Here is a 14,205-nt window from a genome sequence, read left to right on the forward strand (position 1 = left end):
GGTTTGAGGCAGACATTTTGAGTTCATTGGCGGGGGCCAGGGGCCGCATGCGTTTCGCGAGAAACGCATGCGGCTTTTTTGTTTCTGAGTTTTCTGTCTGTTCGCGTGCCCCCTCATCCGGCCTGCCGGCCACCTTCTCCCCGCAGGCGGGGCGAAGGAGACTCGCGGCACGCTCTAAAATCCACTCTCCCCGCGTGCGGGGAGAGGGTTAGGGTGAGGGGCGAATCTATGGCAGAGCGGCTCGCAAGGGCCGAGTCTACCCAGCCAACCACAGCCCGACCAGCCCCGCCGTGCCGACGACGATGCGCCAGATCGCGAAGGGCGTGAAGCCGCGATGCGAGACGAAATCGAGTAGCGAGCGCACGACGAAGATCCCCGCGACGAAGGCGGCGATAAAGCCGATGCCGATGACGGTGATGTCGTCGAAGGAGAGCGCGTCCCGGTTCTTGTAGAGATCGATCGTGAAGGCGCCGACCATGGTCGGCATGGCGAGGAAGAAGGAGAACTCGGCCGCCGAACGCTTGTCGGTTCCCATCAAAAGGGCTCCGGCGATCGTCGCGCCGGAGCGCGAGGTGCCCGGGATCATCGCCAGGCACTGGAAGAGGCCGATCTTCAGCGCCAGCGAGGGCGGGTAGTCGAAGACGTCGGTATAGCGCGGCGCCAGCGGCAGGCGGTCGATCACATAGAGGATGACGCCGCCGACGATCAGCACGACGCAGATCAGCATCGGCGTCTCGAACAGGACCGACTTGATGAAGCCGTGCGCCGCCGCGCCGATCAGCGCCGCCGGCAGGAAGGCGATGAGCACCGAGATGACGAAGCGCCGCGCCTTGGCGCTCGTCGGCAGGGCCAGCGCGATCGACAGCAGCTTCTGAAAATAGACGAGCAGGATGGCGAGGATGGCGCCGAGCTGAATGAGCACGGCGAATGTGTTACCGGGCGACTTGAAGCCGAGGAAGTGTCCGGCAAGAAGCACATGCGCCGTCGACGAGACGGGGATGAACTCCGTCAGTCCTTCTATGAGCCCGAGAACGAGCGCGCTGATGATCGATTGATCCGCCATTTATAAGATGTTCCTGATATACTGGGAGTTGGGAGGAGAAAGTCGATTCTCTTGTGTTTGCCACCGCAACTACCTATAGCTCGTTGTATGAAGCCGTGGCCAGTTGCATAAGCCGCGACGCCTACTGCATGTTTCCTTAAATCGAGCCGATTTAAGGACCAGAACATGCAGCGATTCAAAGTGCTACAGCGTCCTTTGTGCGTCTGAAAAGACGCACGGCGCTGTAGATCCCCGAAAAACAGCTGCAATCCGATCATCGATGCCGACACTGTATCATCACCCCATGTCCTCCGCCTCTCGGTTCGTACGCCTTATTCTCTCAGAATATGGCTATCAGACGGAATTGAGCGAGGAACAGCCCTGGGAAAACCGGCGCGACTTCCTGGCACTGAATCCGGCCGGGACCCTGCCGGTCTATGTGGATGACAGCATGCGGGCGCTTTGCGGCGCGACGATCATCTCGGAGTATCTCGACGAGACGAGCGGCATCATGAAGCGCGATCGCCGGCTCCTGGCGGAGGATCCGTTCCAGCGGGCCGAGATCCGCCGGCTCACCGAATGGTTCCTGCAGAAGATGGAGGCCGACGTGACCCGGCCGCTGGTGCGCGAGCGCATCTTCAAGCTGCAGATGACGCCGGACCAGGGAGGCGGCGCACCGGATTCGAAGATCCTCCGGACCTCGCGCAACAATATCCGCCAGCACATGAAGTATCTCTCCTGGCTCGCCGGCTCGCGCCCCTGGCTTGCCGGCGACCGGATCTCCTATGCCGACCTCGCGGCGGCCGCGGCGACCTCGGTGCTGGACTACCTTGGCGAAATCGACTGGTCCGACGCGCCGACCGCCAAGGAATGGTACCAGCGGCTGAAATCCCGGCCGTCCTTCCGCCCGCTGCTTGCCGAGCGGGTGCGCGGTGTAACCCCCGTTTCCCATTATGCGGATCTCGATTTCTAAGGAAACCACCATGCCTGGCGACGCTGCCAAAGCGGGGAACCAGGACAGGAAACGACGGACGCTCACCGCCTTCCTGAAAGAGGAAGCCGCGGCCAAGGGCTTCGACCTCTGTCGGATGACCCGGCCGGACGCGATTCCTGAGGCGCCGGGTCGGCTCCGGCAGTTCCTTGAAGCCGGCTGCCACGGCACGATGGAATGGCTGTCCGAGACGGCGGAGCGGCGCTCCGATCCGCGCGTGCTGTGGAGCGAAGTCCGCTCGATCGTCCTCTTCGGCATGAATTACGGTCCCGACACCGATCCGCTGGCAATCCTCGCGAAGCGGGACCGAGGCGCGATTTCCGTCTATGCGCAGAACCGCGACTATCACGACGTCGTCAAAGGGCGGCTGAAGGAGATCGCCACGCGCTTTGCCGCGCGCGCCGGCGAGGACGTGAAGGTCTTCGTCGACACCGCCCCGGTCATGGAAAAGCCGCTCGCGGAAAAGGCCGGCATCGGCTGGCAGGGCAAGCACACCAATCTCGTCAGCCGCGAATTCGGCTCCTGGCTCTTCCTCGGCAGCCTCTTCACGACCGCCGATCTCGACATCGACGTGCCCGAGCGCGACCATTGCGGCTCCTGCCGGGCCTGTCTCGACGCCTGTCCGACCGGCGCCTTCCCGGCGCCCTATCAGATCGATGCACGGCGCTGCATCTCCTACCTCACGATCGAGCACAAGGGGCCGATCGACCCCGAACTACGCCCATTGATCGGCAACCGCATCTATGGCTGCGACGACTGTCTGGCGGTCTGTCCGTGGAACAAGTTCGCGCGCTCGGCCTCCGAGATGAAGCTCACGGCGCGGGAAGACCTCAAGGAACCGGAACTCGCCGCCCTGCTGACGCTCGACGACGCCGCCTTCCGCAGCCTGTTTTCCGGCTCCCCGGTGAAACGCATCGGCCGCGACCGCTTCGTCAGAAATGTCTTGATCGCCGCCGGCAATTCCGGTGAAGAGAGGTTCGTACCCGCCTGCAAGGCCTTGGCGCGTGATGCCTCCCCGACCGTCCGGGCGATGGCGGTCTGGGCGCTTTCGCGGCTGATGGCGGCGGACGAGCTCGCCGCCTTTGCGAGCGAGTGCGAGCAGGAAAGCGACGATGAGGTGCTTGCGGAATGGCAAATGGCAGGAGTGAGCCGATGCATGTCCTGATACTGGGAGCCGGCTATTCCGGCACGGCCATCGCGAAGGCGCTTGCGCCCGATGCGCAGTCGGTAACGGGGACGACCCGATCGCCGGACAAGCTTGCGGCACTTCGCGCGGCCGGCATCGAACCGCTGCTCTTCGACGGTGACGAAATTTCTCCGGAGCTCGCCGCGGCGATGGGCAAGGCGACGCACCTCGTCCAGTCGATTGCGCCCGGGCGTGACGGCGACCCAATGTTTCGCACCGGCACGCCGGCGCTCGACGAACTCCTGCCGAATCTTCGCTGGGTCGGTTATCTCTCCACCGTCGGCGTCTACGGCGACCACGGCGGCGGCTGGGTCAGCGAAGAGACGCCGATAAAGCCGGTCTCGCAGCGCTCGAGGGAACGGGTCGAGGCGGAAAACGCCTGGCTCGACCATGGCGCCCGGCACGGCGTTCCCGTCGCCGTGCTTCGGCTTGCCGGCATCTACGGACCTGGCCGCAATGCCTTCCGCAATCTTGCCGAAGGCACGGCGCGCCGCGTCGTGAAGCCGAACCAGGTCTTCAATCGCATCCGCGTCGAGGATATCGGCTCGGCAGCCGCCTTCCTCGCCGGCCGCGGCATGGGCGGGATCTTCAACGTCACCGACGACGAGCCGGGGCCGCCGCAGGACGTGGTGGCCGAGGCCGCCCGGCTGATGGGCGTCGAGCCGCCGGCAGAAATTCCCTTTGACACCGCCGACATGTCGCCGATGGCGCGCTCCTTCTATGGCGAGAACAAGCGCGTCTCCAACCGACGGCTGCGCCAGGCCGGCTTCGAATTCGCCTTCCCGAATTATCGCGTCTCGCTTGCACAGTTATGGGCGAGCGGCACTTGGCGCGGTGAATAGATCCAACTCGGCAATACTCCTATCAGAATATCACCCCCTGCCAAAAGCATGTCCTGAGATCATCCGAAAGTAATGGATCCGGGTGACTCGGCTTGACTGCCGCATGCTGCCATAATTCGCCTTATACTTGGACAACGATCTGCAACCTAAGCGATAAGTCCGGTGTTTCATGATAGAAATGCGCCAAGATGCACGCGAATCGAAATTTTAAATGATTTTTTACATTCGCTTGGCAGCTGCACGGAACCAAAGGCAAGGACCATCGTTTAGTCGCTGATTTCAAAGAACTTCTTCCGGTATTCTAAAACAATTCAAATGGTCTTCCGTTTTAAAATTAAGGATGTTTTTGCGGAATCCTAATGGAAGGTTAAGGGTTGAAGCACGGTTTTGCCATTTTTCACCCTAATTAGCTCGAACTGCAAGGGAACTAGTCGAACATTCAATCCGAAGGGGTCGTCGCTTGAAGCCAGCGAGAATCAAGACTGCTGCCGCCGCAGCGCTATTCGCCGTCGGGATGGGTTTGGTCTCGGCATCCGACAGTCAGGCAAAGGGAACGGGCTGCGGTGGCGCCTCCTGGTATGCCCTCACCTCGAAAACCGCCTCCGGCGAGCGCATGAACGCGGCGCGCCTGACGGCCGCGCACCGCAGCCTCAAATTCGGTACCAGGGTCCAGGTCACCAACAAGCGGAACGGCAAGTCCGTCGTCGTCCGCATCAACGATCGCGGCCCGTTCATTCGCGGCCGGGTCCTCGATCTTTCCAAGGCCGCCGCCTCGCAGATCGGCATGATCCGCTCGGGCACGGCCAGCATCTGCTATCAGGTCATCAATTCCTGACCGGCCACCGTCCACCGTCACTGGGGTGGACGGACCTCTGCGGGGCCGGTCGCTCCCGCACATATTGCGGCCGCTCACTTGCTCTTCGGTGCCATCGCCGCTACCACGGCGAAAAAGGAGTTGATCGAAGATGCGATTGGGCGGACGGCTCGCTGGAGCCATAGACGTTCTTGAGGATATCGAAAAGCGCAAGCGCCCCGTCGCCGACGCGCTCAAGGACTGGGGCCTCTCGCATCGCTTCGCCGGATCGGGCGATCGCGCCGCCATCGGCAACATCGTCTACGATGCGCTGCGGATGAAGCTTTCCCACGCCTATCTGATGGATAGCGACAGCCCGGCCGCCCTTGGCCACGCGGTCATGTACCGGCAATGGGGCCTCACGCCCGACAAGCTCGCCGCAGAACTCGCAGACGACAAGTTTGCCCCGCAGCCGCCTTCGGCCGAGACGATGACGGCGTTCAGCGAGCGCCGTATCGAGAACGCGCCCCTCAATGTCCAAGGCGACATTCCCGAGTGGACGCAAGCCTCTTTCGAGGACAATTTTTCCGACGACTGGCTTGACGAGGCGAGAGCACTCGCCGGCCGCCCGACCCTCGACCTTCGCGTCAATACCTTGAAGGCCAGCCGCGACAAGGTGCTGAAATCCCTGGAGCGCAGCGGCGCAGAGCCGGCGGCGATCGCTCGCTACGGCGTCCGCATCCCGGCCGGCGAAGGCGCCTCGCGCCTGCCGAACGTGACCGCAGAAATCTCGTTCCAGAAGGGCTGGTTCGAGGTCCAGGACGAAGGATCGCAGATCGTCGCCGACCTGGTCTTCCCGCGGGAGGGCGAGCAGGTGCTCGACTACTGCGCCGGCGGCGGCGGCAAGACGCTCGCGATCTCCGCCGCCATGAACAACAAGGGCCAGGTGCATGCCTACGACACCGACCGCAAGCGGCTCGCGCCGATCATTGAGCGGCTGAAACGGGCCGGCACCCGCAATGTCCAGGTCCACGAGTCGGCGGATTCGCTTGCGGCGCTTGCCGGCCGCTGCGACCGGGTGCTCGTCGACGCCCCCTGCACCGGCACCGGAACCTGGCGGCGCCGGCCCGACACGAAGTGGCGCCTGACGCAGAAGAACCTCGAGGAGCGGCTCGCGCAGCAGGAGGAGGCGCTCGCCGGTGCCGCCCAGTTCGTGCGCCCTGGCGGGCACCTGATCTACGTGACCTGTTCCGTTCTTCCGGAGGAAAACGAAGCGCAGGTCTACGGCTTCTGCGAGGACAATCCGGAATTCGAAATCCTCTCGGCCGCCGATACATGGGCGGCGCTGTTCGGCACCGACAAGCCGCAGCCCTGGTCGGCCGACATGAAGACCGTGACGCTGACGCCCGCCTCGACCGGAACCGACGGGTTTTTCTTCTGCCTGATGGGCAGGAAAGCATAGCGAGACCTCCACAAGGGGAAGTCGCAAATTTGAAAATGTTCTAAACTATACACTTTGACACCAGTTTGCTTTTGGTCCATGACAATGGCGCTTCAACGGGCTCCGAGAGGCTTTCTGGCTGCCCGGGGAAAAGCCAAGGAGAGGGTCATGACCAAGAATTTCATCCGCGCTGCCGCGCTGGCACTCACGGCGGCCACGTCCGTGCTGGCCCTGCAGCCGGCCAGCGCCGCGACGGACGCCGCGACGGTCGTCAAACATTATGCGGCCGTGGCGCATGCCAAATATGAGGACGCGCTGACCACCGCCGAGGCGCTGGAAAAGGCTGTCGATTCGCTGATCGCGAGCCCCGGCGAAGAGACCCTGAAGGCAGCGCGCGAGGCCTGGCTCAAGGCCCGCAACCCCTATCAGGAGACCGAGGTCTACCGCTTCGGCAATGCGATCGTCGATGAATGGGAGGGCAAGGTGAACGCCTGGCCGCTCGACGAAGGCCTGATCGACTACGTCGATCCGAGCTATGGCACGGAGAGCGACGAGAACGCGCTGTTCACCGCCAACGTCATCGCCAACAAGTCGATCAAGATCGACGGCAAGGACGTCGACGCGACGAACATCACGCCGGAATTCCTCGCGGGCACGCTGCAGGAAGCCGGCGGCATCGAAGCGAATGTCGCGACCGGCTACCACGCCATCGAGTTCCTGCTCTGGGGCCAGGATCTGAACGGCATCGGTCCGGGCGCCGGCAAGCGGTCCTATACGGATTTCGACACGAAGGCCTGCACGAACGGCAATTGCGACCGCCGCGCCGCCTACCTGAAGGCGGCGACGAGCCTGCTCGTCTCCGACCTCAAGGAGATGGTCGCCAACTGGGCGCCGGAGGGTGCTGCGGCCAAGGCGGTGGAAGCAGATCCCAAAGCCGGCCTCGCTGCAATCCTCACCGGCATGGGCTCGCTTTCCTACGGGGAACTCGCCGGCGAGCGCATGAAGCTCGGCCTGCTGCTGCACGATCCGGAAGAGGAGCACGATTGCTTCTCGGACAACACCCATAACTCGCATCTGCATGACGCGATCGGCATCCAGTCGGCCTATACCGGCGAATATACGCGGGTCGACGGCACGAAGCTCACCGGCCCCTCGCTTTCCGAGCTCGTCGCCGCCAATGACGCCGCCCTCGACAGGGAGATGACGGCCAATCTGGCGACAACGGTCGAGAGGATGCAGGCGATGGCCAAGCGCGCCGAAGCCGTCGAGGCCTACGACCAGATGATCGGCGAAGGCAACAAGGATGGCAATGCGACCGTTCAGGCCGCCATCGACGGGCTGATCGCCCAGGCCAAGACCGTCGAACGCGTCATTGCGGCGCTCGGTCTCGGCACGATCGAGCTTGAAGGTTCCGACAGCCTGGATAATCCTAACGCTGTCTTCCAATAAGCAGAAAAGGCGGGCCGCTCCCGGCAAGGTGCGGCCCGGCTCTTGCCCGATGAAGGTCCTGACCGCCCGCTTCCTTGCGCTGCTGATTGCCGCGCCTATCGGCTTCGCCGCTGCGGCGGAGATCGGCGGGAAAGCGACTGTTGATACCCCCCTCTGCCCTGCCGGGCATCTCCCGCACAAGGAGGGAGATTGGCCAGAGGCGAAGGGCTGCCCGACGGACACGTCGCAAGCGCCGCCTTCGTCGACTGCAAGGGTACCCGCCCAGCCCCATTCGCTGAGCAGGACGTCGCCGTTTGCCGATCTCCCCCCTTGTGGGGGAGATGCCCGGCAGGGCAGAGGGGGGTGCCTCCCCCAACGCCACGATCTTTCCGAACAGGACCTGCAGCGCGTCGAGACCGTCACCCGGCCGACCACGGATTTCTCGAAAGCCGAACAATTCGAGGCGATGTCCGGCGGCGCGACGACCACGATTGCCCCGATCGACGAGAAGGTCTTCCAGCAATTCTCCGCCAACCTGCCTTTCGAGGACGAGCAGAATTTCAAGCTTGGCAAGGCGCTGTTCGAAAAGCTCTGGGTCTCCGCCCCTTCCTCGACGCAGGCTTCCGACGGGCTCGGCCCCCTCTATAACGCCCGCGCCTGCGAGAGCTGTCATCTGCGCGACGGGCGCGGCCGTCCTCCCGAGGCAGGCGACGCGACATCGACGGTCTTCCGTCTCGCCCGTCCGCCGCACGACGAAGCCGAACGCCGCATGGTCGCCGACCACGAGGTGCTCAACCTTCCTGATCCTGCCTACGGCGCGCAGCTGCAGGACAGCGCCGTGCCGGGACTTGCCGCCGAAGGGCGTCTCAAGGTCAGCTATACGGAAGAGCAGGTGACCCTTTCCAGAGGCGAGACGGTCTCGCTCCGCAAACCCGAATACGCGGTTGCCGATCTCGGCTATGGTCGGATGGACCCGACGACCACTCTGTCGCCCCGCGTGACCCCGCCGATGATCGGACTCGGCCTCGTTGAAATGATCCACGAGGCCGACATCCTTGCGCAGGCCGACCCGGAAGACCGGGATGGCGACGGCATCAGCGGACGGGCGGCGCTGGTACGGGATCGGGACAGCGGCAAGATCGCCCTCGGCCGCTTCGGCTGGAAGGCCCAGAACCCGACCATTCGCCAGCAGGCCGCAGACGCTTTCGCGATCGATATCGGCATTTCCACTCCCGCCGCCAACCGCAGCCACGGCGATTGCACCAAGGCGCAGAACGCCTGCCTCTCGCTCCCGACCGGCGTGCAGGCGCGGCTCGGGCCGGTCGAGGCGCCCGACCCGGTGCTCGGCCTCGTCACCTTCTATTCCGCCAATCTCGCGGTGCCCGCCCGCCGGAAGGCAGGCTTTCCGCAGACCCTGCAAGGCAAGCAGCTGTTCTACGAGGCGGGCTGTCCTGCCTGTCACCTACCGAAATACGTGACCCGGCGCGATGCTCCGCACAAGGAACTGGCTTTCCAGCTGATCTGGCCCTATTCCGACTTCCTGTTGCACGACATGGGCGAGGGATTGGCCGACGGCCAGCAGGTCGGCGTGGCCAGCGGACGCGAATGGCGCACGCCGCCGCTCTGGGGGCTGGGCTTGACGAAGACCGTCAGCGGTCACACGTTCCTGCTTCATGACGGGCGTGCCCGCAACTTTACCGAGGCCATCCTCTGGCACGGCGGCGAAGCGGAAATGGCCCGCAGTGCCTTCGTCGCCATGTCGCGGGACGATCGTCTTGCCCTGCTTTCCTTTCTGGAGTCGCTCTGATGCGCCTGCGCTTTTCCCTGACCCTCGGCTTGCTGCTTCTTGCAGTCGTCGCGCCCGCGGCGGCGCAGGAAGGCGCCACTCTTTCGCCGCGCGCCCTCGACGAAGCGGCATTGCCAGGCGTAATGGCGAAGGCGGTGGATTACTTCATCGTCCCCGGTTACCGCGACCTTTCGCGCGCCACCGCCGACCTTGTCGAAGCAAGTGCGGCACTCTGCGCGACGCCTTCCGCCCCGGCGCTTGAAGCGACGCGATCGGCTTTCTCGGATGTCGTGCGAAAATGGTCGACGATCGAAATCGTCCGCCTTGGTCCGGCCCTCGAACAGAACCGGTTCGAGCGTTTTCTCTTCTATCCCGACCGCAAGAGCACCGGCCTCAAGCAGGTGCAGGCCATTCTCGCGAAGCGGGACGAGAGCGCGACGCACGCGGAGAGCCTCAAGGTGAAGAGCGTCGCCGTGCAGGGCCTCGGGGCGTTCGAATATGTTCTTTACGGCACGGGAGCGGAGGCGCTCAACGGCGAGGATGGCCGCTTTCGCTGCCGTTACGGAATGGCGATCTCGGAGAATTTGAAGTCGATTGCCGGTGAGTTGCTTGCCGCCTGGGAGGAGCCCGAGGGCATCCAGTCCGCCTGGAAGGCGCCGGGCCCTGACAACCCGCTCTTCCGAGACAACAAGGAAGCGGCGACCGAACTGCTCGGGGTTCTCGTGCATAGCGTCGAAATGGTCAAAGACCAGCGGCTGCGCCCCTTCTATGACGGGGCGATCGACGGAAATCCGGACAAGGGCCGCCCGAAGCTGGCCATCTACTGGCGATCGGGCAATACGATGGCGTCGATCGGCGCGAACCTGCGCGGCCTGCAGACGCTCTTCAGCATCGCGGGCATGGAAAACCTGCTTCCCGGCGACAGCCGTTCCATCGCCGGTTCGGTGAATTTCCTTTTCAAGGCGTTGATCAGCGCGAGCGACCGCGTCGAGGGGCCGATCGATGCGGCGCTCGCCGACAATAAACGGCGCTCCAGGCTCGACTTCATCGCCCTCAACACCGCCGACCTGCTCGACCGGCTGAACCGCGATTTCGGCGGCGCGATCGGGCTCGGGGCTGGTTTTTCCTTCGCGGATGGCGATTGACACTACAGCGCCGTGCGTCTTTTCAGACGCACCAAGGACGCTGTAGCACTTTGAATTGCTGCATGTTTTTGTCCTCCAATCGGCACGATTTGAGGAAACATGCAGTAACGTGACAAGCCCGCAGAAGCCGCAGGTTGACAAGCCGCGGATTTCGGAGCAAAGCGCATTTCATGTCCGCTTTGGCGGGCATGCGTCACCTACGAAGGATCAACCCGAGATGAACCCCGACAGTCGAAGTCGAGCCTTCATTGCGGCCGTCCGGACCTGATTGACCAGGGCTCCAGGCGGTCGGATGACCTCGCCCATGGAGCCCAGAATGCTGCGCATCTACAAAAGCCAGAACGGCCATCTCCTGCTCGTCGATCATGCCGCCGGCCTTGCCTCCCAGGAGCCGGTGACCTGGTTCGACCTTTTCAACCCCTCCGCCGATGAGACTCGGTTCGTCGAGGATCATCTCGGCATTGCCATCCCGACCCGCGACGAAATGCAGGAGATCGAGCTTTCCGACCGACTCTACCAGGAGGACGGCGCGGAGTTCATGACCATGACCGCGACGGCAAAGCTCGACAGCGACTATCCCGCCAAGGTGCCGGTGACATTCGTGTTGAAGGGGGCGACGCTCGTCACCGTGCGCCATGCCGACCCGAAGCCTTTCCAGATCTATGCAACCCGCATCCAGAAGCCGAACGGCGCCATCTGTGAAACGGGCGAACTGGTCATGCTCGGTCTGCTCGAGGCGATGATCGACCGGATTGCCGACGCCCTGGAGCGCTCCGGCAACGAGGTCGACGCAATCTCGCGCGAGGTGTTCCGCAAGTCGCATGCGAGCGCCACCAAGAAGACGCGCGACCTGCAGTCGCTGATCGAGCAGATCGGCCAGAAGGGCGACCTTCTGACGACCATCCGTGAAAGCCTGGTCAGCATCGGCAGGCTCGTCGCCTACCACGTCGCCCTCGAACGGGGCACAACGCGGAAAGCCGCCAAGGAGAGCCGGCAGCGGATCAAGCTGATCCAGCGCGACGCCGCCTCGCTCGGCGACCACGCGCTGTTCCTGTCGAACAAGATCAATTTCCTGCTCGACGCCACGCTCGGCCTGATCAACCTGGAGCAGAACCAGATCATCAAGATCTTCTCGGTCGCGGCGGTCGTCTTCCTGCCGCCGACGCTCGTCGCTTCGATCTACGGCATGAACTTCGACATCATCCCGGAACTGCACTGGCGGCTCGGGTACCCCTACGCGCTGGCAGCGATGGCGGTTTCGGCGCTGTTGCCGTATCTCTATTTCAAACGCCGGGGCTGGCTGTAGGATGTGGACAAGGCCCCTCCCCAACCCCTCCCCACAAGGGGGAGGGACTTACGATGCCGCGCCGATCCCTTCAATCTCAACGGCTCCGCAAGCTCGGATGTCGCGGATTGCGCTGGGCGTGCCGCGGACGCCTAGCCCCTCCCCCTTGTGGGGAGGGGTTGGGGAGGGGTCTTCCCCACGGGTCGGGCTCCACCCATCCCCACCGCGAGAAATCGCATGAACACCGGGACGCTCATCGACAGACGCAGCTTCGTCAAAATGGCCGGCGCCGCCTGGCTGGCGACGCTTGGCTCGCGCCGCGCCTTCGCGCTCGAGCGGTCGGACGCCGTCTTCGCCTCGACCTTCATGGCCCCGGACGGCGGGTATGGCATCGCGACGCTGACGGAAGAGGGCGAGATCGTCGAGCGCACGGCTCTCCCGGCGCGGGCACACGGCATGGCCTTCTCGCCGGTGACGTGTCGAGCCGTCGCCTTTGCCCGCCGGCCCGGGACCTACGCAATGATCCTGGCGACCGACCGGACTGCCGAGCCGGTCGTGATCACCGCCGCCGAAGGTCGCCACTTCTTCGGCCATGGCTGCTTCTCCGCCGACGGGAGGCTGCTCTACGCGACCGAGAACGATTTTTCGGCCAATCGCGGCATGATCGGCGTCTATGACGGGACGCGCGGCTTTGCCCGCATCGGCGAATTCCCGACCTATGGCATTGGGCCGCACGACATGACGCTTAGCGCAGACGGCCGTACGCTCGTGATCGCCAATGGCGGCATCGAGACTCATCCGGATTTCGGCCGCACCAAGCTCAATCTCGACCACATGGAACCGAGCCTTACCCTCGTCGACACGGCGACCGGCACGCTGATCGAGAAACATGGCCTGCCGCCGGAGCTCAAGCAGCTTTCTACCCGCCACGTCGACATCGGCGCCGACGGCAGGATCTGGTTTGCCTGCCAGTACGAGGGCGCGCGCGACGACCTGCCGCCGCTGGTCGGGTATTTCGCCAAGGGGGAGAGACTGAGCTTTGTTCCCCTGCCGGAAAGCACAACGGCCGCGCTCGCCAATTATGTCGGGGCGATCGCCATCAACCGCCGCGAGGACCTTGTCGGGCTCACATCGCCGAAGGGCAATGTCGCCGTCACGCTCGATGCGAAAACGGGCGCCGTCGTCAAGGAGGAACCGGTGGCTGATGCGGCGGGCGTTGCCGCCGCGAAATCCGGCTTCGCGGTCTCGTCCTATGACGGCCAGTTCATCAGTCGCCGAAGCCCGGTCGCCTGGGACCAGCACATCGTCCGGCTCGCGTAGCACAGAGTATTCGCCCCTCCCCAACCCCTCCCCACAAGGGGGAGGGGCTTACCTTGCCGAAGCGCCACCTCCCATTTCGAACGTTTCCGCGACAAGCGACGGTTGGAAATGGCAGGTAGTCGCGCGGGGCACCAACCCCTCCCCCTTGTGGGGAGGGGTTGGGGAGGGGTCTTCAACTCACGCTGAGATATTCCCGAGGCCGGCAAGCTTCGCCAGATCGTCCCAGCGATAGGCGATCTGCTCAAGACTCTCGCGGCCGACGCGAACCCGGCCCTCTCCCACGGCGCGTGCGCCGAGCCGCTCATAGAAGACCCGGTTCGGATTGCCGGCCAGAACCCAGGCGAAGAGCGACGTGGCCTGCATCTCACGGCAATGGGTGGCGACGCTGCGCACCAGCGCCGAACCGATGCCCGCGCCATGAAACTCCGGCAGAACATAAAGTTCGTACAGTTCCCGATCGAAGGCGTGCGGCATTCCCCTCGCCCGGCCGTAATTCGCAAAGCCGATCACCCGTTCTTCCGAAAGGTCGACGGCGACCAAGAGGAAGGCGCCTGGGTTGCGCATCCGCCGCGCATGGCCGATCGCCTGGTCTTCGACCTTCATTGCATCGAGATAGGCATCGGAAATGATGCCGCGAAAGGTCGCGCGCCAGGTCCTGACCAGGACCGACGCGATCATCATCAGGTCATCCGGAACTGCCGGCCGGATCTCTATGCGTCTGAAGTTCCTCATCGGGGATGATATATGGATGCCGCCGGCCTCCCGAAAGTCCGAGGTCGAGATTGGCAGCCTGCGCCGCGCTGACGTTTGCGCTTGTCCTTGTCCGCCACGCATGCAACTGTCGGCCGACGGGGCATTCAGATCCGTTCTGGCAAGAGGCTTTTGCATTGAGGGACGATAGCGAGCCGCACGATTTCCGTGCCCGCATCCGGGAGAGTTTCGGCCG

The 14,205-nt window shown here is 64.0% G+C and carries 12 protein-coding genes; 10 read left to right on the top strand and 2 right to left on the bottom strand.

Going from position 1 to position 14,205, the window contains the following annotated elements:
• Positions 1-256: 256 nt before the first annotated feature.
• The gene (locus tag AU381_RS10370; RefSeq protein ID WP_064241621.1) at positions 257-1,063 is read right to left on the bottom strand and encodes an undecaprenyl-diphosphate phosphatase; all 807 of its coding nucleotides are present in this window, start codon (positions 1,061-1,063) and stop codon (positions 257-259) included.
• 259 nt (positions 1,064-1,322) lie between these two features.
• Here AU381_RS10370 and AU381_RS10375 point away from each other — a divergent pair, with 259 nt between their 5' ends.
• The 10 genes from AU381_RS10375 (at position 1,323) to AU381_RS10420 (ending at position 13,259) form a co-directional block, all read left to right on the top strand.
• The gene (locus AU381_RS10375) at positions 1,323-2,015 is read left to right on the top strand and encodes a glutathione S-transferase family protein (protein ID WP_064241622.1); all 693 of its coding nucleotides are present in this window, start codon (positions 1,323-1,325) and stop codon (positions 2,013-2,015) included.
• A gap of 10 nt (positions 2,016-2,025) precedes the next feature.
• Positions 2,026-3,198: a tRNA epoxyqueuosine(34) reductase QueG gene (gene queG, locus AU381_RS10380; protein WP_064241623.1), complete on the top strand. Its 1,173-nt coding sequence runs from the start codon at positions 2,026-2,028 to the stop codon at positions 3,196-3,198.
• Complete coding sequence (locus tag AU381_RS10385; protein ID WP_064241624.1) at positions 3,186-4,061, top strand: SDR family oxidoreductase; 876 nt, start codon at positions 3,186-3,188, stop codon at positions 4,059-4,061. The genes queG and AU381_RS10385 overlap by 13 nt, the downstream gene beginning before the upstream one ends.
• A 460-nt stretch (positions 4,062-4,521) precedes the next feature.
• Complete coding sequence (locus tag AU381_RS10390) at positions 4,522-4,896, top strand: septal ring lytic transglycosylase RlpA family protein (protein WP_064241625.1); 375 nt, start codon at positions 4,522-4,524, stop codon at positions 4,894-4,896.
• Positions 4,897-5,026: 130 nt separating this feature from the next.
• Positions 5,027-6,316: an RsmB/NOP family class I SAM-dependent RNA methyltransferase gene (locus AU381_RS10395; protein ID WP_064241626.1), complete on the top strand. Its 1,290-nt coding sequence runs from the start codon at positions 5,027-5,029 to the stop codon at positions 6,314-6,316.
• A 147-nt stretch (positions 6,317-6,463) separates the two neighbouring features.
• Positions 6,464-7,744 carry an imelysin family protein gene (locus tag AU381_RS10400; protein WP_064241627.1) on the top strand — a complete coding sequence of 427 codons (1,281 nt, stop codon included), beginning with the start codon at positions 6,464-6,466 and terminating at the stop codon, positions 7,742-7,744.
• A 49-nt stretch (positions 7,745-7,793) separates the two neighbouring features.
• The gene (locus AU381_RS10405; RefSeq protein ID WP_082909771.1) at positions 7,794-9,530 is read left to right on the top strand and encodes a di-heme oxidoreductase family protein; all 1,737 of its coding nucleotides are present in this window, start codon (positions 7,794-7,796) and stop codon (positions 9,528-9,530) included.
• Complete coding sequence (locus AU381_RS10410) at positions 9,530-10,654, top strand: imelysin family protein (RefSeq protein ID WP_064241628.1); 1,125 nt, start codon at positions 9,530-9,532, stop codon at positions 10,652-10,654. Before AU381_RS10405 ends, AU381_RS10410 begins: the two co-directional genes overlap by 1 nt.
• A 316-nt stretch (positions 10,655-10,970) precedes the next feature.
• Positions 10,971-11,960, top strand: a complete 990-nt coding sequence (locus AU381_RS10415) for a magnesium transporter CorA family protein (RefSeq protein ID WP_064241629.1) — start codon at positions 10,971-10,973, stop codon at positions 11,958-11,960.
• Positions 11,961-12,176: 216 nt separating this feature from the next.
• Complete coding sequence (locus AU381_RS10420) at positions 12,177-13,259, top strand: DUF1513 domain-containing protein (RefSeq protein WP_064241630.1); 1,083 nt, start codon at positions 12,177-12,179, stop codon at positions 13,257-13,259.
• Between the two features lie 177 nt (positions 13,260-13,436).
• On the opposite strand, the gene AU381_RS10425 is transcribed toward AU381_RS10420, so the two are convergent.
• Positions 13,437-13,991: a GNAT family N-acetyltransferase gene (locus AU381_RS10425; protein WP_064241631.1), complete on the bottom strand. Its 555-nt coding sequence runs from the start codon at positions 13,989-13,991 to the stop codon at positions 13,437-13,439.
• Between the last annotated feature and the right edge of the window lie 214 nt (positions 13,992-14,205).

Source organism: Sinorhizobium glycinis (assembly GCF_001651865.1).
Lineage (GTDB): Bacteria > Pseudomonadota > Alphaproteobacteria > Rhizobiales > Rhizobiaceae > Sinorhizobium > Sinorhizobium glycinis.

Bases quoted from the DNA above. Each gene is read 5' to 3' on its own strand.
- AU381_RS10400 (WP_064241627.1), top strand. From the start codon at position 6,464: ATGACCAAGAATTTCATCCGCGCTGCCGCGCTGGCACTCACGGCGGCC.
- AU381_RS10395 (WP_064241626.1), top strand. From the start codon at position 5,027: ATGCGATTGGGCGGACGGCTCGCTGGAGCCATAGACGTTCTTGAGGAT.
- AU381_RS10420 (WP_064241630.1), top strand. From the start codon at position 12,177: ATGAACACCGGGACGCTCATCGACAGACGCAGCTTCGTCAAAATGGCC.
- AU381_RS10425 (WP_064241631.1), bottom strand. From the start codon at position 13,991: ATGAGGAACTTCAGACGCATAGAGATCCGGCCGGCAGTTCCGGATGAC.
- AU381_RS10415 (WP_064241629.1), top strand. From the start codon at position 10,971: ATGCTGCGCATCTACAAAAGCCAGAACGGCCATCTCCTGCTCGTCGAT.
- AU381_RS10385 (WP_064241624.1), top strand. From the start codon at position 3,186: ATGCATGTCCTGATACTGGGAGCCGGCTATTCCGGCACGGCCATCGCG.
- AU381_RS10375 (WP_064241622.1), top strand. From the start codon at position 1,323: ATGCCGACACTGTATCATCACCCCATGTCCTCCGCCTCTCGGTTCGTA.
- AU381_RS10370 (WP_064241621.1), bottom strand. From the start codon at position 1,063: ATGGCGGATCAATCGATCATCAGCGCGCTCGTTCTCGGGCTCATAGAA.
- AU381_RS10410 (WP_064241628.1), top strand. From the start codon at position 9,530: ATGCGCCTGCGCTTTTCCCTGACCCTCGGCTTGCTGCTTCTTGCAGTC.
- queG (WP_064241623.1), top strand. From the start codon at position 2,026: ATGCCTGGCGACGCTGCCAAAGCGGGGAACCAGGACAGGAAACGACGG.
- AU381_RS10405 (WP_082909771.1), top strand. From the start codon at position 7,794: ATGAAGGTCCTGACCGCCCGCTTCCTTGCGCTGCTGATTGCCGCGCCT.